The organism is Vibrio sp. CB1-14 (assembly GCF_040412085.2).
GTDB lineage: Bacteria > Pseudomonadota > Gammaproteobacteria > Enterobacterales > Vibrionaceae > Vibrio > Vibrio chaetopteri.
In genome coordinates, this window is sequence record NZ_CP115921.1 from 1184921 (window position 1) to 1205855 (window position 20935).

20 protein-coding genes are annotated in these 20935 nt (G+C 44.1%); 5 read left to right on the forward strand and 15 right to left on the reverse strand.

The genetic code is table 11. The annotated features are described in order from the left end of the window. Nucleotides 1-86: 86 nt before the first annotated feature. The 3 genes from PG915_RS21150 to PG915_RS21160 form a co-directional block, all read right to left on the reverse strand. Entirely contained in the window at nt 87-1088 is a 1002-nt protein-coding gene (locus tag PG915_RS21150; RefSeq protein ID WP_353498967.1) for a porin, read from the reverse strand. A 302-nt stretch (nt 1089-1390) separates the two neighbouring features. Then, a complete protein-coding gene (locus PG915_RS21155; protein WP_353498968.1) occupies nt 1391-2431 on the reverse strand; it encodes a porin in 1041 nt (346 codons plus the stop codon). Between the two features lie 221 nt (nt 2432-2652). Continuing rightward, nucleotides 2653-3672, reverse strand: a complete 1020-nt coding sequence (locus tag PG915_RS21160) for a porin (RefSeq protein WP_353498969.1) — start codon at nt 3670-3672, stop codon at nt 2653-2655. 657 nt (nt 3673-4329) lie between these two features. Here PG915_RS21160 and PG915_RS21165 point away from each other — a divergent pair. Next, nucleotides 4330-5382, forward strand: coding sequence for a porin (locus PG915_RS21165; RefSeq protein WP_353498970.1), 1053 nt, complete (start codon nt 4330-4332; stop codon nt 5380-5382). Between the two features lie 448 nt (nt 5383-5830). Further along, nucleotides 5831-6904: a porin gene (locus PG915_RS21170; RefSeq protein WP_353498971.1), complete on the forward strand. Its 1074-nt coding sequence runs from the start codon at nt 5831-5833 to the stop codon at nt 6902-6904. 59 nt (nt 6905-6963) lie between these two features. On the opposite strand, the gene PG915_RS21175 is transcribed toward PG915_RS21170, so the two are convergent. The 7 genes from PG915_RS21175 to PG915_RS21205 form a co-directional block, all read right to left on the reverse strand. Then, entirely contained in the window at nt 6964-8574 is a 1611-nt protein-coding gene (locus PG915_RS21175; protein ID WP_353498972.1) for a BatD family protein, read from the reverse strand. Between the two features lie 5 nt (nt 8575-8579). Then, entirely contained in the window at nt 8580-8789 is a 210-nt protein-coding gene (locus PG915_RS21180; protein WP_353498973.1) for a hypothetical protein, read from the reverse strand. Between the two features lie 250 nt (nt 8790-9039). Further along, nucleotides 9040-10422, reverse strand: coding sequence for a VWA domain-containing protein (locus tag PG915_RS21185; protein WP_367357787.1), 1383 nt, complete (start codon nt 10420-10422; stop codon nt 9040-9042). Further along, complete coding sequence (locus PG915_RS21190; protein ID WP_353498975.1) at nt 10415-11383, reverse strand: vWA domain-containing protein; 969 nt, start codon at nt 11381-11383, stop codon at nt 10415-10417. Before PG915_RS21190 ends, PG915_RS21185 begins: the two co-directional genes overlap by 8 nt. Continuing rightward, the gene (locus PG915_RS21195) at nt 11380-11871 is read right to left on the reverse strand and encodes a DUF4381 domain-containing protein (protein WP_353498976.1); all 492 of its coding nucleotides are present in this window, start codon (nt 11869-11871) and stop codon (nt 11380-11382) included. The genes PG915_RS21190 and PG915_RS21195 overlap by 4 nt, the downstream gene beginning before the upstream one ends. 10 nt (nt 11872-11881) lie before the next feature. Further along, nucleotides 11882-12886 carry a DUF58 domain-containing protein gene (locus tag PG915_RS21200; RefSeq protein ID WP_353498977.1) on the reverse strand — a complete coding sequence of 335 codons (1005 nt, stop codon included), beginning with the start codon at nt 12884-12886 and terminating at the stop codon, nt 11882-11884. 34 nt (nt 12887-12920) lie between these two features. Continuing rightward, nucleotides 12921-13877 (reverse strand): AAA family ATPase, encoded by a 957-nt coding sequence (locus PG915_RS21205; RefSeq protein WP_353498978.1) that lies wholly within the window; start codon nt 13875-13877, stop codon nt 12921-12923. A 246-nt stretch (nt 13878-14123) separates the two neighbouring features. On the opposite strand from PG915_RS21205, the gene PG915_RS21210 reads away from it, so the two are divergent. Both PG915_RS21210 and PG915_RS21215 read left to right on the forward strand, forming a co-directional pair. Further along, complete coding sequence (locus PG915_RS21210) at nt 14124-14324, forward strand: restriction endonuclease subunit S (RefSeq protein WP_112463026.1); 201 nt, start codon at nt 14124-14126, stop codon at nt 14322-14324. A gap of 374 nt (nt 14325-14698) precedes the next feature. Then, complete coding sequence (locus tag PG915_RS21215; RefSeq protein ID WP_353498979.1) at nt 14699-15376, forward strand: LuxR C-terminal-related transcriptional regulator; 678 nt, start codon at nt 14699-14701, stop codon at nt 15374-15376. Nucleotides 15377-15485: 109 nt separating this feature from the next. On the opposite strand, the gene PG915_RS21220 is transcribed toward PG915_RS21215, so the two are convergent. Next, nucleotides 15486-16826: a hypothetical protein gene (locus PG915_RS21220; protein WP_353498980.1), complete on the reverse strand. Its 1341-nt coding sequence runs from the start codon at nt 16824-16826 to the stop codon at nt 15486-15488. Between the two features lie 65 nt (nt 16827-16891). Then, nucleotides 16892-17599, reverse strand: a complete 708-nt coding sequence (locus PG915_RS21225; protein ID WP_353498981.1) for a hypothetical protein — start codon at nt 17597-17599, stop codon at nt 16892-16894. Between the two features lie 494 nt (nt 17600-18093). On the opposite strand from PG915_RS21225, the gene PG915_RS21230 reads away from it, so the two are divergent. After that, entirely contained in the window at nt 18094-18774 is a 681-nt protein-coding gene (locus tag PG915_RS21230) for a LuxR C-terminal-related transcriptional regulator (protein ID WP_353498982.1), read from the forward strand. Between the two features lie 161 nt (nt 18775-18935). Here PG915_RS21230 and PG915_RS21235 read toward each other — a convergent pair whose 3' ends face one another. From PG915_RS21235 to PG915_RS21245, 3 genes are read right to left on the reverse strand one after another with little or no spacing between them, the layout of a single operon-like run. Next, the gene (locus tag PG915_RS21235; RefSeq protein WP_353498983.1) at nt 18936-19772 is read right to left on the reverse strand and encodes a CsgG/HfaB family protein; all 837 of its coding nucleotides are present in this window, start codon (nt 19770-19772) and stop codon (nt 18936-18938) included. 17 nt (nt 19773-19789) lie between these two features. Further along, nucleotides 19790-20200: a curli assembly protein CsgF gene (locus tag PG915_RS21240; RefSeq protein WP_353498984.1), complete on the reverse strand. Its 411-nt coding sequence runs from the start codon at nt 20198-20200 to the stop codon at nt 19790-19792. A gap of 10 nt (nt 20201-20210) precedes the next feature. Then, nucleotides 20211-20705 (reverse strand): curli production assembly/transport protein CsgE, encoded by a 495-nt coding sequence (locus PG915_RS21245; RefSeq protein ID WP_353498985.1) that lies wholly within the window; start codon nt 20703-20705, stop codon nt 20211-20213. Nucleotides 20706-20935 lie beyond the last annotated feature (230 nt).

Consider the following 20935-nt stretch of genomic DNA (forward strand, 5'->3'; position numbering starts at 1 on the left):
AAAGTACGAAGCTATATAGCTAGGTTTCTAGGTGTCCAGGATGCTAGCTAAATTGTTGGCAGTGGTTTAGTTGCTACGAGACGTGATTAGAAGTCGTAACGTAGACCTAGACGCATGGAATCTTCTGCATCATAAGCCAATGCGTTGTCACCTTTCTTAAGATTGTTCAGTTTGAACGCTAGGTAAGAACGTAGGTTGCTGTTGAACTTGTATTGACCCGTAAGTTCGTAGAAATCGGTTTTCTTCTTTTCAGCAGATGCCGCTTGTTCTTGTTCGGTATTCTGGTAGGCACCCATTACTGAGAAACCACCACCGATTTTGTAGTTCGCAGAGACTTCTGTACCTTTGAATTCAGTGCCGTTAGCAGTGTCTAGATCACCTTGAGTGTAGGTACCGCCCAGCTCTAGGCCAGCGATTGCGTAAGTTAAACCAGCGATAGTTTGTTTTTGATCGCCGTTAGAATTTTTACCCGCGCTGTTTTGTGAGTAACCAAGGCCTAGCCCTAGACCGAAAGGAAGGTCGTAGCGAGCAGCAATACCATAGCCGTTAGAGTTACTTTCTTGACCTGCAATGGCACTTGCTTCAATCGTTAGCGCATCTGCGAAGTTGCCAGAGTACTTCACAGTATTGTTAATTTGTTCGTTACCTGATGTGATGAACTCTTTTTGAGCACCTGTGTAGATTTGGCCGTTGTCCGACATTTGAGAAATGATAACACCAGCAGTATCTTGACGACCAAACGAAACCGCACCAAAGTCAGTTTCTAGGCCAGCAAACATGTAACGCTGCTTAAAGGTTTCTTCCTTGCCAGATGCTTTCTTCGCGCTGTGTTCAACTTCCCACTTGCCAAAACCTGCTAGACTGTCATTGATTTTTGTTTTGCCCTTGATGCTAAGACGTGCACGGCTTTGGTTATCCATAGAGCCATCCATTTTTTCGCCGCTAGACTTGCCACCAAAATCGCCACGAAATTCCATACGACCGCCAACTTCTAGAGAAGTGCCATCGCTGTTGTAAACTTCCGCTGCGCCGACTAGACCAGACATCAATGCTGAAACAACTGCGCTCGCCAATACTGCTTTTTTCATTTTCTAAATACCTTGGTTATCAAAAGTGAGGCTATACCCCTCAAAGTTGAGGCTAAGGTAAGTGGCGTTTATGAAGCTTATATTTCAGTTTGATTAAGAGAAAAATACACATTTATTATTGTTTTCAAGTTGTTAAGTGAGAATGTGTTTATTTGTGAAAGTGCATTTTCGAAGCTTATTGCAGGGTGGGGATGGTTGTGTTTGAGTGAATTTTATATGCTTCATTTATGCATTGGGCTGAAACAAAAAATGCCTGAGAACTAGGTCTCAGGCATAGGATTAAAGGGTGTACTAAGTTTCGCTTAGAAGTCGTAGCGTAGACCTAGACGTAGAGAGTTGTCTGCATCTTCAGAAAGCGCCGAGCTATCTGCTTTCAAGTTGTTGATTTTGTAGGTTGCGTAAGCACGAAGACTCTTGTTGAAGTCGTAACGACCAGTTAACTCGACAAAATCATGTTTGCTTGTTTTATCGCCAATCTCGTCTTTTACCTCTGACTTGTTGTATGCTGCAATGACGCGGAAACCATTACCAACCTTGTAGTGACCAGCCAATTCTGTACCTATGAACTCTTTAGTATCGGTTCCCGTCGCTTTATCATTGATATCGCCTTGAGTGTAGGAACCCGCAATGTAGAAAGAGCCAATTTCATAGCTTAGACCACCAATTATCTGGTTTGAGCTGCCGTTGTCTTGACCAGCTGTTTCGCCAAGGTCACCAGCAGAGTAGCCAAGACCGATTCCTAGACCGATTGGTAGTTGGTAAATACCAGAGATACCGTAAGAGTTGTTACTTTTCTCGTCACTAGCAACGAAGTTAGCTTCGACTACCAACGCATCCATAAAGTCGCCAGTATATTTGATGGTGTTGTTAACTTGTTCATCACCAGCATCGATAAAGTCTTTTTGCTTGTTTGTGTGCGTGCCGATATCCGTCATTTTAGATACTTGAACGTTAGCAGTATCTTGCTTACCGAATGAAAATGCACCAAATTGAGTACCGATACCAGCGTACATGTAACGTTGTTTGAAATTGCTGTTCGCTGAGTTGTTGCCGCCGTTGTCTTTGTCAGTATTTTGGACTGTTTGCTCAGCTTCGTAGAAACCAAAACCTGTTAGGTTGTCAGAAATTTGAGTTTCACCGCCTACGTTTAAACGAAAGCGAGATTTGTTTTCCATTGTACCGTCGAGCTTGCTCCCTGAATCTTTACCTTGAAAGTCACCACGGAACTCAGCACGGCCACCAATGTTTAGCGTAGTACCGTCTTGGCTGTACACCTCTGCTGCTAGAGCTGAACCTGATACCATTGCTGCAAATACTGCACTCGCTAGAACTGCCTTTTTCATTTTAATTACCTTTATAAGTATTGAATAACGTGATGCATTGAAGCGACATCACATCTTCCTTGGGATGTGGATAAGGTATGATTTGAATATGACAGATAGATGTGGGTAATATTACATTCTGATTTAATTGGGTATTTTCAATATCAGAGTGTATATAAGTGTTTCACGAAGTAAAAAAGGGCGAGTAAACTCGCCCTTGTGGTATTGGTTAACCGGGTAGGTTAGAAGTCGTAACGTAGACCTAGACGTAGTGAGTTGTCTGCGTCTTCAACTAGCGAAGAGCTATCAGCTTTCAAATTGTTAACTTTGTAAGTTACGTAGGTGCGCAGTGCACTGTTAAAGTAGTAGACACCGGTTAGCTCGAAATAGTCACTTACATCGATTTTAGATGCACCAGACGGATCGATTTCACCTTTTTGATAGCCAACTAGGGCTTGGAAGTTATTTTCGAACAAGTAATGGGCAACAAACTCATAACTAGTGAAGTCATTATCTGCTGAGGTTAACTTCTTGGAGCCTTCACCTTGTGTGTACGTTGCGGCAACATATAGGCCTTCCCATTTATAGTTCAAGCCCCCAATAAACTGCTTAGAATCTTGCGTTCCATCATTTTCATTTGCGGCATAACCCAAACCAACACCAAGACCAAACGGAAGTGTATAAATACCCGAAAGAGCGTAGCCATCTTCGCTTGATTCGCTTGAAGCTAGCAAGCTTGCTTTCACAGACAAGGCATCCATGAAGTAACCGGAATAGTTGATAGCGTTGTTTATTTGCTCATCACCCGCTTCAATGTACGTTTTTTGAATACCACTGTGCGTTGCTACGTTATCCGACATTTGTGAGATTTGTACCGTCGCTGCATCTTGACGACCAAACGAAACCGCATTGTTATTCGACTCTAAACCTACATACATGTAACGTTGCTCGAAAGTCAATCCTTTCGTGCCTTTGTCGTTACCGCCTGAAGAGTTTACTTTTTGTTCAGCTTCGTAAAAGCCAAAACCAGACAAATCGTCAGTAATTTGGGTTTTGCCACCTACGTTCAAACGAACTCGTGACTTGTTGTCCATTGTTCCATCGAGCTTAGCGCCTGACTCTTGACCCTGGAAGTCACCACGGAATTCCGCACGACCACCAATGCTTAGAGATGTGCCATCTGAGCTATAAACCTCTGCTGCAAGTGCTGAACCAGAGACGAGTGCTGTTGTAATCGCCGTAGCGATGGCTGCCATTTTCATAATTCTATCCTTTAATTATTTTAACCACTGCAATGTTTCCACTGCGAGATCGCTCCGATACCACTCTAAGAGCGATCTATTTGAAGGATAGGACGCCTTTTGAATGTTTCCTCACCGATTGATGTAAAGTTCCATCTTATCTGTAATTTTGTGATCTATTGCTCATATATCACCCATTTCATTAGTGGTTTTGTAACTCATTTCTCCAAGTGCGTGCTCTCTAAGTACGGTTCCGGCAAGAGAGAGGCTGATTTGTCTGACTTAACCTGTTGTTTTACTTATTCAATACCCAATTGGATTTGTTTGAAATTTAAACAAATTTAACTGCTTAACATCACAAAACAGACCCCAAAAGATCTAAATTGGCTAAAAATCACTGAATTGAATACTGCTTTTATAACGCTTTATGATTTTTGTTGTTGCTGTATGTGGTTGTTTTAAAAGAACTTATTAAAATAGAAAACAGTGTTTTTAATGTTTTACGTCTTTTTATGAAGGCTTTGGGAACTTTGAGGTTAGAGTGGCTCTCGTCATGTTAATCCAGCGTTACATCGAGTCGGGTTGCATGCATGGGTGTTATGTCTGTGTGCGTAACCTCTTAATGAGCGTGATGTCATCCATCGAGATGATACAAAAACTTGAAATATGGAAATCCCAATGAACAAAAAATTTATCGCACTAGCAGTGGCAGCTGCTGCATTCGGTACTACTGCACAAGCAGTTGAACTATACAACAACGACGGTTCTACATTCACAATCGGCGGCCACGCAACTGTTGGCGTAGCTGGTGGTGACGAGTCTCACTTCGCAGTAGACGAAAAATCTCCACGTATCAACATGGAAGCAACTCAAGACCTAGGCAACGGCTTCACGGCTGACGTTAAAGGTGAGTGGGCGCTTAACATGCTTAACGGCGGTGACAACTCTTTCACTACTCGTCTAGGTTACATCGGTGTTTCTCACGCTGATTACGGTCGTCTAGCAGCTGGTACACAGTGGTCTCCATACTACTCTGCAGCTGGTATTGCTGATGCTCCTATCGCGTTTGCGAACGACTTCCTATACAACAACCATGGTGCATTCGGTACAGGTCGTGCTGATAAGCTAGTTGCTTACACTAAAGGTTTTGATTTTGCTGACGCTGGCGCACTTAACGTTGGTCTAGGTTGGCAAGGTTCTCAAGACATCAAAAACGGTGATGTTAAAACTGGTATGACTGATGACCGTGGTCAAGTAGCTCTTGGCTATGATATCGCTGGCTTCAACGTGAACTACGCATACACAGGTGGTGACATCCAGCATACGTCTATCACTGGTACAGAAAAAGCACAATCTCACGTAGTTTCTGCTAAGTACGGTACGTACGGTAAAGGTCTATTCGTTGCTGGTGTATACGCAATGAACGACTACATGAACTACGATGACGCAGCTAAGCCTGGTTACGCTGATCTACTTGAAGAGACTCGTGCATACGAAGCTATCGTAGCTTACGGTCTATCTAACAGCCTAAACTTAAGCGTTAACTATGAAGCAGTAAGCGATGAGAAGAAGAGCGACACAGTTTACGCTACTTCTGCTATCCAAGCTGAGTACGATATTCACCCACGCGTACGTGCTTTCGTAGCATACCAGTTTGACCTACAAGGTTCTGGCGACTACAAAACAGACAAAGACAACCAATACGCAGCTGGCGTACGTTTCTTCCTATAATAGAAACAGTTAGTCTTTTGATTGCAAAAACCCGCTCTAGTGAGCGGGTTTTTTTATGCCTTTTGTTCTAAGTGATAAATCGCTTGAATGTATGCTTTTACTTGCATTTGTGGAAAAAATGTCCAAAAGGTAAAAATATCTTACAAAAACTGAGTAATACTCATCTCATCTCAATTCTTTTGCTCGTATGTATCTGAAATGCAAGAATTAAGTTGTTTGGTTTGCTGGCTTTTTAACTCTTCATTTCATTTAACGTCACATCACGGAACTTCCCGTTTAAAGTAATCCCATATCGCAAATTCATGTTTTTCATGCACTTGTAATGAGCGTTCTGTTAATACAGCCGTTCAGAGTAGTGCGATTAACACCCAATTACTTAAGTTTTTGCTTCTCGCTCTTATGGATAGAAAGAAGCGCTTAAGTTTGAAACTGTCATATGGAAGTCATTATGAACAAAACACTACTAGCAGTAGCGGTTACAGCTGCAGCAATCGGTACTCAAGCTAACGCTCTAGAAGTTTACAACAACGAAGGCACTGTAATGAACATCGGCGGTCACGTGACTGTTGGTCTTACTGGTGCACACAAAGGTCAAGACGCTCGTGTTGAAGAGAAGTCTCCTCGTCTAAACGTTGAAGTAATCCAAGACCTAGGTAACGGCTTCAAGGCTGATTTCAAAGCTGAATGGCAAATGAACATGCTTGAAGGTGCTGAGAACACGTTCAAGACTCGTCTAGGTTACATCGGTCTTGGTCACGAGACTTACGGTCGTCTAGCTGCTGGTACACAGTGGTCTCCATACTACATGGCAGCTGGTGTTGTTGATACGCCAATCGGTTGGTCAAATGATTTCCTATACGACAACCACGGTTTCTTCGGTACAGCACGTGCTGAGAAAATGGTTGCTTACTCAAACACTATCGATTTTGACACAGCTGGCGCACTAACTATCGGTGCTGGTTGGCAGGGTGCTAACCAAACAACTGAAACTGTTTCTAAAGTAGATACAGATGGTAAAGTAACTACCTCTAAAGATGTAGTTCTTAACTCTCAAAACCGTGCTCAAATCGCAGCTGGTTACGCTATCAACGGTTTCAACGCAAACTACGCGTTTAACTCTGGTAACCTAACAGAGCGCGGCGTTGCACGCACAGCTGAATCTCACCTAGTTTCTGGTAAATACGGTAACTTCGGTGCTGGTCTATACGTAGCAGCGACTTACGCAGTGAACGAGTACATGAACTCTGCAAATGGCAAGCTTCTAAAAGACACGAAAGCGTTCGACTCTATTCTAGCTTATGGTCTAGATAACGGTCTAAACCTAATCCTTAAGCACGAAGAGATGCAAGACGACAGCCTAGGTCTACGTGTTAAGTCTGGTACTTCTGTACAAGCTGAATACACTATCTCACCACGCCTACGTGCATACACTGGTTACAACTACGATAATCAAGGTGAAGGTTCGGAATACAAGAAAGCGAAAGATCACCAGTTCATCATTGGTACTCGTTTCTACCTATAATCACTTAGTTTGATTAGACAAAAGGCGCTCACATTGAGCGCCTTTTTAGTGTCTAGCTTTTAGAGTTTGGCTAAAGCTTCATTAGGATGCGTTTCTATTCGCATCGACTCTATGAGTTCAAGTAAGTGGCGTTTATCCCATTCACTCGATTGGTGTCCCAAAGCACTTGCACTCATTAGTTCAAGCTCTTGTTTGATAGCAGATATAGAAGCCGTCGATAGACTTTCTTCTTTGCACCACTTTTCAAACTGCGTGTGAGCCGCTATCGCATCACTAGCGTGTACCGCTTGAATAAATTTGTTCTTCGATGTTTGCCTTTTGTCGCTAGATTTTTCTGATGGCAATGTTGAGTGACGTTTCTCTCTAATCCAAAGCCCCATAAAAGCCAACCAAAGCGCGGCAAATAGCGCAGTTAGCCACGGCCAAAACCCTGAGTCTTGCACAACAATCTCAGTAGGCGGGGGAGTAGATGATGTCGGCATTGCAGCTGTGTTGTCTTCATTAGCAGCAATTTCGACCTCTAAGCTATGGAGCGTGGTCGTGGCGGCTTGTTTTGACTTTGTATCCCACCATTGGATATCCACGGCTGGCAGAGTGGCGACTTGAGGAGACTTAGCGATTAACACTTGTTTTAGGGTCATCGTAACAGAGCCATCAGCATTCTCAGTGAAACTCGGCTTTTCCGGATAGACTCTAAACGCTTTTGGATTGCGGATGTTGAGTTCTGGCATTTGCTCGGCAGACCCCCCTTGGGCAGTCACCGATAAAGTTCGCGTCAAAGCATCACCTGTCTCTACACTCACTGAGTCAGAATTGATAGATTCGCCGTTATCTAGCATCCATGTTTGTGAAGCCTTGAGTGAAGGAGTGGGTAACCAAATGCCATTGTAGTTTTCAGGCACTGGCAGTACCGAGACGTTCACCTCTGGGGCTTTGCTATCAAGGTTCAAGATCTTCGTGCTGCCACCACGTTGGCTGCTATACAAAACACCACCTCGTAGCGTTGGAGCGACGATAGTGTAGTCGCCACTTTGTGTTGCGGTAACACGGTAGCTCTGATCAACGATTAATACCTCAACACCATCCAACACTGCTTGATACTGTTTGGGCTCTCCCATAGCTGTAATATCGAGATCAGAGGCGATAGGGTCGCTAAGAGAAGGGTTTTGTAGCATTCTCGGGTCGACTTTTACGATGATACGCACATCCAGAGTCGTGCTCTCTTTGGGATACAGTTCCGCTTTGCCGATTTGTGTTCTCACTTCAATCAGCTCGTCTGCGGTCGGTGTTTGATCATCCATTGTTACAGTAAGAGTAATGGGTGCAGTGGTCACGCCATCAATATCGAAACTTGGGATGGTGAGTGTACCGAGGCGCTGCGGTGCGATAGCAATTGTCCAAACACTGCTATCACGGCGCGTTCCGTTAAGAATATTCACTGATGAACTAAAGCTGGGTCTTCCCATGAAAAAGTCATCACTCAGTGTATCGAAGTTAACTTTGCTGCCATCAAGCTTTTCATCGGCGACAATTTTAAGCTGGATGACCTCATCCTTACTGACATTGGTTTTCGTCACGCTGGCGGTGACATTGAGCGCCATAGCGGTAAAGCTGCTGGTGATAGACAGCAGTGCGATGGCGATATTTATACATAGACGTTTCAATTTCATTCTTACTACCAGTTGTTATCCGTTGCAGACGGAGCCGGTTTGTCTTTGGCTTGAAGTAACATTTGCGCTTTAAGAAGCAAACTAGGGTCACGCACGCTTTCTACTTGCTCTAGTTGACGTAAGTCCGCGTTGGCTTCTTGCTGTTGGCTACTTGAGGTTATAGCCTGGCTTTGTTCGGCTGATTCATTAGACGTTTTCGGTGCCTCGCTACTCATTGCTTGTTGCGTGGTGGGAGACTGTTTTGATTCATTTTGATCTTCACCGGCTTGTGGATTCGAACCTTGCTGCTCAGAGTCATCATGTGACTTCGTATTGGGCTCTTGAGCGCTCTCCCTCGATGCATTATTTTGCGATTGCTTTTTGTTTTGCTCTTCACTTGATTGGCTTTGCTGCGATTGGTTGTCTTGAGAGGCGCTTTCGTTAGAGTCTTTTTGCGACTGACCTTGCTTGTCCTCTGCATCTCCTTCAGGCTTTTTGCTGTTGCTGTTGCTGTTGCTGTTGCTGTTGCTGTTGCTGTTGCTGTCGCTTTAAGAGATCCAAATTGTATTTTGCATCTTCATGCTCTGGATCTCGATCTAATACGTTTTTATAAGCTTCATTAGCGGCTTCAATCTCGCCAGATTGAGCTAAAGCATTGCCTTTGTTATAAACGTCGTTAACATCATTTAGCTCCTCCAGTGCGGCGATGGCCGACGAATAATCTCCGGCTTCATAATAAGCGGCTGCTTTCCAGCTAGCATCATCAAACAGTTCAGCCGCTTGCTGGTAGTTGCCTTGAGAAAATGCCTCAACGCCACGTTGATCGCGATTTTTAAAGGCACTATCTAAAAGGGATGCCTGAGAAGATGGCGCGTAACTGGCAGAGAGTACCATCGCTACAGATATCGAGAATACAAAGCCCTTACGAAACAATGGTAAAACTAGCAGCACCACTAGCGGCATTAACCAATACCCGTGATTGATAGGAATATCGAGTGATTGATTGTGGCTGCCAGCGACTTGTTCATAGCGAGACGTGTTCACCAAACGCTCAATATCTACGTTATCACTTTGATAGCTGGTGAACTGTCCGCCGGCTGATTTAGCCAGCTTTTGCATTTCATCGTAGGGAGTTTTGGCTACCACAGTGTTGCCTTTGCTGTCGGTAAGCAGAGCGCCATTGGCAAGTGGGATAGGAGCGCCACTTTGACTGCCAAAGGCAAGAATCGATAAACTAAACCCAGTCCCTGAAAGCTGTTTTTGTATCTGCTCGGACTCATTAGTGCTTAGGCCATCGGCAAACAGTAAGATTTCGCCTTGGCTCATTCCCGCTTGCTCCATTAGGCCGACGGCTTGTTTGACAGCAAGGTCGGCTCGTGCCCCTTGGAACGGCATGATTTCTGGAGAAAGGTATTGAATGGCATTCGCGAGTGTCGCCGCATCGGAGGTTAATGGGCTAAGAGTATAAGCATCTCCAGCATAGGCGACGAGTCCAGTTTGTCCTTGGTCGAAAAGTGGCAAAATATCGAGCGCTTTGTAGCGGATCTGCGCAAGACGCGTGGGTTTAATGTCAGTAGCGTAGACCGATTGAGACATATCTAACACCAACACTCTAGCATTCGCTGATTGAGCTCCTGGCTTTTGTGCATTGCCAAAGCTTGGCCCTGCCAACGCAATGATAGTTAAGAGTAAAAGAGGGGATAGCCAATAGAGATGGCGACCTTTAGATTTACTTTGCCCAAGTGCTTTGGCTAGGTGACTAGCAATGATCTCTGATGAGCGTTGATTTGTCGCGAGCCAAAGCAAGATGCCGATAGCAGGTGCAATAAGCCAAAGCATTTGAGGGTAGAGAAATTGAAAACTAGACATCATTTCTCCTAATAATGGTAATGAGCACAAGGCAAATTAGCCCAAGAGAAGCAGGAAGAGGGAACCATTCAGTGCGTGGTCGCCAAGACTGAGTCGCTTTTTGAACCGGTTGCAGCGCATTGATGGTATCGTAAATCGTATTGAGCTCCTTAGCGTCTCGAGCACGGAAATATTGCCCGCCAGTGAGTTTAGCGATAGCGATAAGGGCTTTTTCATCCAGGTCTTCTGCGGTATTGACGGTGCGCGTCATAAAAAATTCTCGTACTTGCATTTCACCAGCACCAATACCTATGGTGTAAATGGTTGTGTCATTGCGTTTTGCGATTTCTGCCGCTTTTATTGGGTCGAGTACGCCGGCATTGTTGCTGCCGTCACTGAGTAGAATCATCACGCGTTGCGGAGCGTCGCCATCGATAAAGGTTTTAGTGGCAAGCCCGATTCCATCGCCAATAGCAGTTTGGGTTCCAATCAGCTTGAGAACCGTTTGGTTGAGCTGGGTTTGAATCGCTTTGCGATCGAAGGTCAGTGGCGTTTGTAAGTAAGCATGGTCAGCGAAATAGACCAGCCCTAAGCGATCCCCTTCACGGCGCTCAACAAAATCCGAAACCACACGTTTTACCGTCGAAAGGCGATCTTCATAGTCGCCATCATGCAGCATGTCTTCACGAGACATAGAGTACGATAAATCAATGACTAACATCATATCGCGATGCTTAGGGTAGACGGTAATAGGCTCATCAAACCAAACGGGTCTTGCGCTAGCGGTGACTAAAGCAACCCAACCCAAAACCGCCATTACCTTGCAGAGTTTATCGCGTTGGTTAATGCGTGCATGTATTCCATCCATATGTGGTAAGGTGACTTGTACCCGCGTGGCTGGAGCAGAACGCAACCGGTAAATGACTATGGGTAATGGAAGCGCTAGAAACATCCACCACCATTCAAAACTAAACCCGCTCATGACTGCTTCCAATTTCTAAACTTACGTTTTGGAGGAAGGGCATGTTGCACCCAATGGACACAATCGTTCACGAGGGCATGATCCGTTTCTTTGCTGCTGACCGCTTTTCGATACAGCACGTGTTGCCACTGTAGAGCCTTCGCTTTAAATCGAGGGTCATCGAGCTGCGAGTCAAGAAAGGCTAGCCACTGCTCACCACTTAGTTTGGCGATATCCTCACGAGGGAAATAACTGAGTGCGGCTTGCCTAACGATCTCTATTGCCGAAGAGGGCGAGGAGCCAGAATGGGTTTCAATAAGCTTAATGGCGGCCTTTTTAGCCCGCGTTTTGTGTTTGTAATGGCGCGTTAGCCAAATCAATAGTAAAGCAGTGATAATAATAGTCGCGAGTATTGCCCAGTACCCCCACGGAAGTGGCCACATCCCGGGGGCTTCAGGAAGGTGTAGTGGCTGTAGGGGCAGAGGGTGAGTTTGCGTTGATGCGTTCATAATAATGGTACTAATTAAAACGAATAAGTTGAGAAAGCAGCGGGTTTCCGCTTGAAATCAGCGATAGGGCGATACCGCTTTTTGATAACTCAGCTGCTAGCTGGTGGTGTTGGGCGCCAAACGCGTCTGCAATATGACTTTTAATGCCAGCACTTGAAAAGTCGAGTGTGAGCTCTTGATGTTTGCCGATGACTTTCTGAGTCCCCCGAGCGTGAGTTTGTCCAGTTTCAATAGGGTCAAAGATCTGCACGGCTCGCACTCGGTTGTGCTGGGCTAAGCGAGCCATAGCTTGGATCTGAGGTTCATCAAGCTCTGAAAAATCACCTAAAACAATCACCTCGCTACCTTTTTTACAAAGGTTGCTTAACGCGTTGAATGGGTCGATGAGCGATTCTTCTTGTAACAACGACCTGTGCTGTAATAAGTGATTGTGTTGCTCGCACAGTTGACTGAGTAAACGCATAATTGATGTACGCGAGCTGGATGGCTTAATCTCGATAAGCTCAGAACCAACTCTAATCACTGCACCCACACGATCTTTGCTGCTGAGTGCAACAAACGCCAACAGCGCCGCCAAATGGCATTGCTGCACGGATTTGAGCAGTAGTTTTGTCCCTGTAAGCATACTCGCAGTGAAATCCACAAATAGGACAACTGGGCGCTCGCGCTCTTCTGTAAACAACTTAGTGTGTACTTTTCCAGTGCGAGCTGTCACTCGCCAGTCGATTTGGCGAACGTCATCCCCTGCTTGATATTGTCTTACCTCAGAAAACGTCATGCCACGTCCTTTACGAGGACTTGCATGAGCACCATTGAGCTGTGACCAAATACTTTTTGCTGGTGGCTGCCAACACAGGCTGTGCGTTTGATAAAAACACAGCTCTTCAATGGAGACGGTTGCTCCATTGGTCGCCTTTGGAAGTTTCCCGTCTTCGATAAACTGCCGAAGCGTATCTCTAGGCGCGTGTTTTCTTGGTACCCCACGAGACAATACTGATTTGAGTTGATTTAACATATCACTCTCCCAAATCCTCTAACGCTCTTAGCCATTACGCTGACGCCACGGTATTGAGAAGCTCTTCAATAACAATGTTTCCAGTGACACCTTCAGCCTGAGCTTGGTAACTAAGCAACAAACGATGGCGCAGCACTGGATAAATGACTTGATGAACATCTTCAGGACTGACGAAGTCACGACCGGCGAGCCAAGCGTGGGCACGAGCGGCTCGATCCAGGGCTATCGTCGCTCTCGGACTCACCCCCATTTCTACCCAGTTAGCCAACTTATGGCTGTAGGTATCAGGCTGCCTTGTTGCCATGACCAATCGAACGATATAACGCTCAATGGCATCCGCCATATGGATCGCTAACACCTCTTGGCGTGCCTTAAAGATGGTCTCTTGGCTGAGTTTGCCTTCAAACTGTTGGAGTTCACCCTGAGCTTCACCTCGGTTCAGTCTCAGAATAGCGAGTTCGCTCTCTTCGTTTGGATAGTCCACCTCCAAATGGAGTAAAAAACGATCAAGCTGCGCTTCTGGAAGCGGGTAGGTACCTTCTTGCTCAATAGGGTTTTGAGTCGCCATCACCAAAAACAGTTCAGGAAGCGCGTATGTAGTTTGCCCTACGCTGATTTGCTTCTCTGCCATGGCTTCCAGCATTGCCGCTTGCACTTTAGCAGGCGCTCGGTTTACCTCATCGGCAAGGATCAATGAATGGAATATTGGCCCGGGCTTAAATTGAAACTCACCGGTTTCTGGTCGATAGATGTCGGTGCCAGTGAGGTCAGAAGGCAAAAGATCCGGAGTAAACTGCACGCGATGAAAGCTGCCTTCAAGACAATCAGCCAGAGATTTTACGGCACGAGTCTTCGCAAGCCCTGGAGGACCCTCAACCAAAATATGGCCGTCGGCGAGTAGGGCGATGAGTAGTTGCGTGACAAGGTTGTCTTGACCAATAACTTGGGATTGCAAGTAACGTTGTAGTTGTTGGAAAGACTGTGCTGGCATGATGAAAATTCCTTATTGCAGATATAAGAACATAGGTAAGAACATAGAAAAGTTGAAGAGCGAAAAGTTCCAAACTCTAGGTCATTGTTTTGTAACTATATAACTTTGGGGAGTTTAATCAAAACTTCAATAGCAAAACGACGCAAAAGCAAACAGTAGCGTAGTGCGTTCCACGCAATGTTGGTACCTGCTCGCTAAAACAAGTACAATCGCCACAGTTTACAAGTATTGATGAGGTTAATCATTATGAGCGATTTTGAGAAAGAGTTAGAGCAAATGGCTTCGCAGGTAGAATCTGAACCTGAGGTGGCATTGCCATCGATTGAAGAGCAGCGCGAAATTGCGGCAGAGCTAAAGCGACTAGAAGCTGAAGGCAAGTTAACGCCAGAAGTACTTGAGCAGTATTTTGGCAAGTTTAATAAAGATAACCAGACACCTATTCATTAGGCTTAGGTCTTAGAATCAGATTATAAAACCCTCGCCACTTATCAGTCGTTGTCGAGGGTATATTGTTCTACATATATCTTCAAAAAATGACATAAGTAACCCATTAATTAAATCGAATAAATAAACTATCGTTTGATTTTTCCATTCGTTCTGTGCCTTTCGGCAAATTATTTGACTATTTGTCAATGTTATTCTTAGTGTTCTCAAAAGTGAGACGTGACTCTAACTTGCTGTTATAAATCTATTTAATTGAATGAAATCGATTTCATTGTGATTTTTATCACAAAAGTATCGGCTTGACGATTAGGTGATACTTCATCCTATTATTAACTTTGTAATTAGACTCGTGCACAACTCATCACATGGAGTGAATAATGACAAAGGCTCACCTGAAGAGCCAACGTGCAGTATTGTTGGCGGAAAACAATTTACAGTCTAGCTTGCTAAAAGACTTGCTAGAGCAAAATCTGGATATGGATATTCGGCTTATTTCCCCAGATCGGCTTAGTAATTATCGAGGGCATCCTGGTGATGAAGATGTATCACTTATCATCATTGACCAGCCTACGTTAAATGATCATCACTTAAAAAAGTACAATGAGCTTCGAATGTACTTAGACGCAGAAGCGCAGGAGGTGATTATCAATGCGCAGCCCAGTATACAGCAGAACGAACTACTACGTTGGCAGCGCTTAGTTGGGCTGTTCTACAACGACGATGAAATGGATAAACTAATCAAAGGATTCAAATGCATTTTGTCTGGCGAAATGTGGATGAGTCGTAGGTTGGTTCATCAATACATCCAGCTTTACCGTAGGAGACTATGTACGTCTACCAACCCTTACTATACGAACCTGACCAAACGAGAACAACAAATCATAAAACTGCTCGGTGAGGGTGCGACAAACATTCAGATTGCAGAGGAATTGTTCCTAAGCGAGAACACCGTAAAAGCCCACCTACATAATACGTTTAAGAAGATCAACGTTAGCAACCGACTGCAAGCGCTGATCTGGGTGAAGGAGAATATTTCGCCTCACGAGTATATTTAGTAATCATGAGCGTGTTACGCATACTGTTGTGGATATATACTTACTTAACTAAAATTCTAGCAAGGTAACTTCTGTGTTTAGAAGTTACCTTACTGATCTAGAATACTGATTAGTTTTGGGCAACAGTAATAATATTTCCGCTACCTTGCATAGTATTGTTGCTGGTGTTCATACTGCCCGTTTGGGTGATGGTAGCTGTATTAGTAGAACCGTCAATGTTAAGTGTTGTTAATTGGCCAAGACCAGACTGCATAACCGATGCGCCGTTACGACTGCCTGCAATATCAACACTGGCTACGATATAACTACCGTCTTGATTTACAGTTGTTGAGTTACTGTTGCCATCAATGCTAACTCCAGCTAACGTATGATCTCCTTCTTGGATAACAACTGTCTGGTTACGGTTCCCTTCAATGTTGGTGCCACCGTCAATGTAAGTTTCACCAATACTGACTCCAGCTAACATATAATCTCCTTTTTGAGTTACAGTTGTCATGTTTTTGTCACCATCAACAAAGACACCAGCTAGCACAAAGTTTCCGTCTTGAGTCAAAGTTGTTGTGTTAGTGTTACCTTCAACAACGACCCCAGCCCCCAGAGTAGCGCCGATTTGAGACAAAGTTGTTGTGTTGTCGTTACCATCAATTGTGACCAACGTATTAATATCGGTACCATTCTGATTAGCTTCAGTGCTGTTAGTATTTCCTTTTACGCCTATGGCAAGACCTATGCGTTGACCTTCTTGAGCATAAACTTTATTGAAGTTGTTGTTACCATTGACGGTGATCGTTGCTGTAAGGTCTGAGCTGGCACCACCTAATTGAAAGATAGAAGATTTATTACCGGTACCACTTCGTTGATTAATGGTAGCCTCTAAATCAGTACCAATCTGTTTGATGTTATTATCGTTGGTAATAAACATAGTTTTGTTACCACGCTCATTAATAGAGGCGGTAGCATTGGTTGCAGCGTGCTGTTCGATGCTGGTGTTTCCGTCGCCATAGGCCTTAATTTTCGCGGTGGAACCTGAAGTATAACCCTTCTGGGTAATCGTTGTTTTACCTGTACCATCTTGAATGAGTCTTGCTCTGTTGTCAGTCGTGCCGGCTTCTTGTGTAATCTGGGTAATACCATAGTCGTTAACATTACCTCTATATCCAGTTACAGTTTGCTTGATATAAGCAGTAGAGTCGTCACCTTGTTGAGCTATGGTCGCTTGTGCTTTTCCTATCGTGTACTCATCTGTCATATCTTGAGTGATAGTTGCTTTGTTTCCTTCAACGTCATTAGCAGATGTACCTATTGTAATAGTCGCTTTACTATCGAACGTATCGGTTTGTGTTACTGTTGCCTTATTGCCATTACCATAGATATCGATATCACTAGTATCTGCTATGCTCGCTGCACTAAACGATAACAAGATTGACGTTGCTAGTATCGTATATTTCATTGTTTCTTCCTTAATTTAATGGTTTGCCGTTTTTATGGATGTTGTAAATTACTAACACCACATATTTATTGGTTCACTACGTTTACCGACATAGCGCTGGATATATCCATTACAATCGCTTGTGGTGAATTGCCTCCCTGCTCAATGCCTACATTTGCTCTTGGGCCTGCCAATATAACCGCTGTATGCCCATCGCCCTGTTGAGAAACACTTACGTTGCTATGACGCCCCCTTATTCCATTCTTTTGCGCAACGAAAATCAGGTTTTCATCCCCCTCTTGTAGAGCTAGTGCAGTATTATTGACACCCTTTTGGAGTAATAGAGCGGTGTTATCGTTGCCATTTTGTGATACATAAGCTTGGTTTTGTGTGCCTTGCTGGGCTACAAGTGCATAATTACCATCACCGGTTATGTAAACTTGAGCCCAGTTGGTACCCCAGCCATCACTTTGTTGATAAATATCTGCCTGGGAACCTCCCTCACTACTAATATCTATTTCTGAATAATTGAGCTCGCTTGTGGAGGCTAAATCTCGTTGATTTTCGATATCTTTAATTGTCCCAAACGGCGTAAGTTGAATACCTGAGCCAAATTTACCTTTGTTATCAATTTTGCTTGCCAGCGGTATGGCGTAACCCTTTAAGACACTTGCCTCTGCATATGGAACATTATTTATTAGCCATACAATGCTCATGAGAATAGCGGCTACGCTCTTGAACAGAGCGGCGTTAAACGTTGAGAAATGAGATAAGCCTAGTAATGTACATTTCATAATTACGACCTGCTTTTCTATCCCACGTTACGTTACGGCACGCGGAGTTTATTTTCATGTGTAATTAAATACTATGTTTAAAAAGTGGAACGCTTCATAAACTATCCCTAGTAATTAGGATGAATAGTCTTAGCTAGGTACGGCTAATTAGAATGTTTAGAGTATGGTTATTTGGTTTAGGTAATGGGACTAGAAACATAAACTAAGGTTCATGAGTGATTTGTGGGTCTTCGTAAGATGACTACGACTCAACGATAATTAGTAGGCTCCGGAAATATTCTTAGTGACAGACTGCTCTAAACTAGGTTGTATAAGGTTATCTTGAACAACATGATTCCATTTAAGCTATTCTCATTAGTGAGAAAATTAACTAAGTCATTGAAGATAAAGCCGTATACAGTTGGTTCCTTGTTTCCCCGAAGTAACGTGCTCTAAATCCTCTGTTATACTTTCTGCTTAGAAGCTTTGAAAGATTTACATACAAGGAGCTAGACATGCCCCAAGATAAGGACATCACCCCTCATGCCATTCTTCTTGCAGGTAATAGCCTGCAATCTAACTTACTCAAAGACTCTATTGAGCAGAAGGTTGCGCTCAACATTCGTTTAGTGTCTCCTGAAACGCTGTATAGGCATCGTGATGAAACGCTGGGTAGTGACACCGACTACATCATCATTGACTATGCTACTATTGGTAGCGCCAATGCGTCAAAGTATCTTGAAATTATCGAAGGGGTAGAGAAGTACACCCAAGAGATCCTGCTCAATGCACCCACCAACCTTGCTCATGCAGAAATGCTGAAATGGCAAAACTTGGTGGGTGTGTTCTATGATTCAGATACTATCGAAACTTTAGTTTCTGGCTTTGAACGCATTTTAGCTGGTGAGCTTTGGATGAGTCGTAAGCTTGTTTATGAGTATGTTCACTTCTACCGTCGTCGTCAGTGTGCGAAGACCAGTCCTTACTACACTCGCCTAACAAAACGCGAGCAACAGATCATCAAATTGTTGGGTGATGGGGCATCCAATGTCGAGATCGCCGAGACGCTTTTTGTTAGCGAGAACACAGTTAAAGCGCATCTCCATAACGCGTTCAAGAAGATTAAAGTTAAGAACCGACTTCAGGCTCTATTGTGGGTAAAAAACAATGTCGCATCGAGCGAGTTTGTACAGTAATAAGCGCTACAATTGAGGATGCGAAAAAGCGCCATGGTCTATTTGAGAATGGCGCTTTTTTTGACGGCGACTCGCTTTGTCTTTGACTCTCTCACAGAAAAAAACAGGGCTAAGGGTAAGTTCCGTTTTCCACAAAGCCCTGTTTACTGCTTACTCGGTTGCTAGAGGATTTCCGTTTCAGCTTGAGAGTATCTTGCGATGATCGGGTTAGACATGGCTTGCGGGTCGTTAGCAGACCACATACCACGTTCCATACCTTTGACAATCAGATGAATCACTGCGGCATCGATGGCCGACATAACCGCAATGTTAACCGGTTCGTTGTTGCTGTAGCCCATTTCCACTTCTAGTAGTTCTTTGTAATCAATGAAGCGGAATGCGCCCAGCCCCATTTCATGTGAAGAGATGGTCTTTGATGTGGTAATACTGAGCAGTACCTGACCGCTACGAACATCAACCGCTCTTAAGTTAACAGTGACTTGATCGGTTCGATACTGCCCTGATGCGCCAATCCCGAGATATTTTGCGCCGAGTCCACCGGTGCGAATATTTGAATCGTAAGCCACAATCCCGCCTTCGATAACAACGTTGGCAGAGTTAAGCGAAGAGAGGTCTGCGCCGTGATTGGAGATGACTTTGTCTTTCTTTTGAGCGGCGCGAATGATTTTTCGTTCCGTTAAAAGGTTTTGCAGTCCCTCACGCTCTAATGGAATAAACCATTGAGAGTCCAATAGAGACGTCGTCAATAGTGACGTGCCGCCCTGAGGAACAGCGGTTGAAAAGTTACTGTTTGGTTGCGGTTTGTATTGACCAGTTTGATCCCTAAAGTCATACACAGAAACCAAAATTTTACCTGCCGGTCTAGGTAGTGACACGAGATCAGTATAGGTTGCGCCACGCGGCATTAGTTTAGGTGATGCGTCGGTATCTGGAATATCCAACGAATACGCGCATCCGCTTAGCAATATCGCTAAGCCAATAGCAATTAGACCTTTCATAATACGTTCCTTGTAAATTAGAGGTCGGGGTTAAGTCCTGAAACACTGATTTCCGTTGATTCACCGCTTACTTTGTCCACGATCTGCACCAGTAGCGTGCCGGAGTCGTCAACAACGTTTAGGAAAAAGTCATCGGTTTCTAGCTGCCCGGTATTGCCGTTGCCTATATCAGCAAGTAGTTGGCTAATGAGTCGTGACTCCAGACTAGAAGCCAACCTATCGAGCGCCGATTCTTCTTCAAAATCGAATGTAGATGCGTTTGGATCACTGTAGTCATTGATCGCATTTGCATGGTTGATCAGTATGGTACTGTTGAGTGGGTTGCCACCGAAACTTGGGTTAACAGGTGTATACACGAGCTCTGAACTGTGGACAAATGGTGTCGCTATCACAGCTAAAAGAGCGAGTTTGCTTGATAAATTTGCCATCCTTGCCGCCTTAAAATTCATCATGTTCTAGGTCAAAGGTATCCAAATAAAGGCGCTCAGCCTGCCAACGAATGATGTAGTTACTCACCACACGTAAAGCGTCTTGAGCTCTGTCTTTTGCTTGGCGTCGACCCGGGGACAGCGCAGTTCGGTAAATTACCTGTCTTGAGTGGAAGACTTCGATGATGCTACCTGAAAGCGCTGTTGGTATTTCATTAATAGTGAGATTTTCTTGAAGATCCGGATATTGGTCGTTCAACTGTTGAGAAAAGAAAAAATAAAAGTCTTCCCCCAGCCGTGTGATTGTTCTATCCACAATAACGCCACTCACTTCGTTAAAGTTATAAAATGGCGGTTTCAGTCTATCTCCCTGTTCCTCGAGTTTTTTCCCATTTTCGAGTTTGGTTCCGTTTTCGAGAGGAGCCCCGTTTTCCAACTTGCTGTTATCTGCGATGCTAGGAAGCGCAAGAAACATAAGCGTCAATGTAAGCATTTTTGAAGTCATAAAGGCTCCCATTCCAAAATCCTTTTAAAAAATGAGAAATAGATTCGTGAAAATCTAATCTAAAGCCTAACTTAAGCTCCGTCGTTTAAACATAAACTTACGACCTAGAAGTTAGGTGTTTTTTTTCATACTTCGGACGCTATAAATGCCCTTTAGATAAGACAACTTATCAATGAATTATTTCTGTAACTCGTTTTTAGTTTAGAGCTAAAGTCATGGTGCAATTTTAG

Excerpts from the sequence above, each read along its gene's own strand:
- PG915_RS21150 (WP_353498967.1), bottom strand. The coding sequence starts at position 1,088 with ATGAAAAAAGCAGTATTGGCGAGCGCAGTTGTTTCAGCATTGATGTCT.
- PG915_RS21155 (WP_353498968.1), bottom strand. The coding sequence starts at position 2,431 with ATGAAAAAGGCAGTTCTAGCGAGTGCAGTATTTGCAGCAATGGTATCA.
- PG915_RS21160 (WP_353498969.1), bottom strand. The coding sequence starts at position 3,672 with ATGAAAATGGCAGCCATCGCTACGGCGATTACAACAGCACTCGTCTCT.
- PG915_RS21165 (WP_353498970.1), top strand. The coding sequence starts at position 4,330 with ATGAACAAAAAATTTATCGCACTAGCAGTGGCAGCTGCTGCATTCGGT.
- PG915_RS21170 (WP_353498971.1), top strand. The coding sequence starts at position 5,831 with ATGAACAAAACACTACTAGCAGTAGCGGTTACAGCTGCAGCAATCGGT.
- PG915_RS21175 (WP_353498972.1), bottom strand. The coding sequence starts at position 8,574 with ATGAAATTGAAACGTCTATGTATAAATATCGCCATCGCACTGCTGTCT.
- PG915_RS21180 (WP_353498973.1), bottom strand. The coding sequence starts at position 8,789 with ATGAGTAGCGAGGCACCGAAAACGTCTAATGAATCAGCCGAACAAAGC.
- PG915_RS21185 (WP_367357787.1), bottom strand. The coding sequence starts at position 10,422 with ATGTCTAGTTTTCAATTTCTCTACCCTCAAATGCTTTGGCTTATTGCA.
- PG915_RS21190 (WP_353498975.1), bottom strand. The coding sequence starts at position 11,383 with ATGAGCGGGTTTAGTTTTGAATGGTGGTGGATGTTTCTAGCGCTTCCA.
- PG915_RS21195 (WP_353498976.1), bottom strand. The coding sequence starts at position 11,871 with ATGAACGCATCAACGCAAACTCACCCTCTGCCCCTACAGCCACTACAC.
- PG915_RS21200 (WP_353498977.1), bottom strand. The coding sequence starts at position 12,886 with ATGTTAAATCAACTCAAATCAGTATTGTCTCGTGGGGTACCAAGAAAA.
- PG915_RS21205 (WP_353498978.1), bottom strand. The coding sequence starts at position 13,877 with ATGCCAGCACAGTCTTTCCAACAACTACAACGTTACTTGCAATCCCAA.
- PG915_RS21210 (WP_112463026.1), top strand. The coding sequence starts at position 14,124 with ATGAGCGATTTTGAGAAAGAGTTAGAGCAAATGGCTTCGCAGGTAGAA.
- PG915_RS21215 (WP_353498979.1), top strand. The coding sequence starts at position 14,699 with ATGACAAAGGCTCACCTGAAGAGCCAACGTGCAGTATTGTTGGCGGAA.
- PG915_RS21220 (WP_353498980.1), bottom strand. The coding sequence starts at position 16,826 with ATGAAATATACGATACTAGCAACGTCAATCTTGTTATCGTTTAGTGCA.
- PG915_RS21225 (WP_353498981.1), bottom strand. The coding sequence starts at position 17,599 with ATGAAATGTACATTACTAGGCTTATCTCATTTCTCAACGTTTAACGCC.
- PG915_RS21230 (WP_353498982.1), top strand. The coding sequence starts at position 18,094 with ATGCCCCAAGATAAGGACATCACCCCTCATGCCATTCTTCTTGCAGGT.
- PG915_RS21235 (WP_353498983.1), bottom strand. The coding sequence starts at position 19,772 with ATGAAAGGTCTAATTGCTATTGGCTTAGCGATATTGCTAAGCGGATGC.
- PG915_RS21240 (WP_353498984.1), bottom strand. The coding sequence starts at position 20,200 with ATGGCAAATTTATCAAGCAAACTCGCTCTTTTAGCTGTGATAGCGACA.
- PG915_RS21245 (WP_353498985.1), bottom strand. The coding sequence starts at position 20,705 with ATGACTTCAAAAATGCTTACATTGACGCTTATGTTTCTTGCGCTTCCT.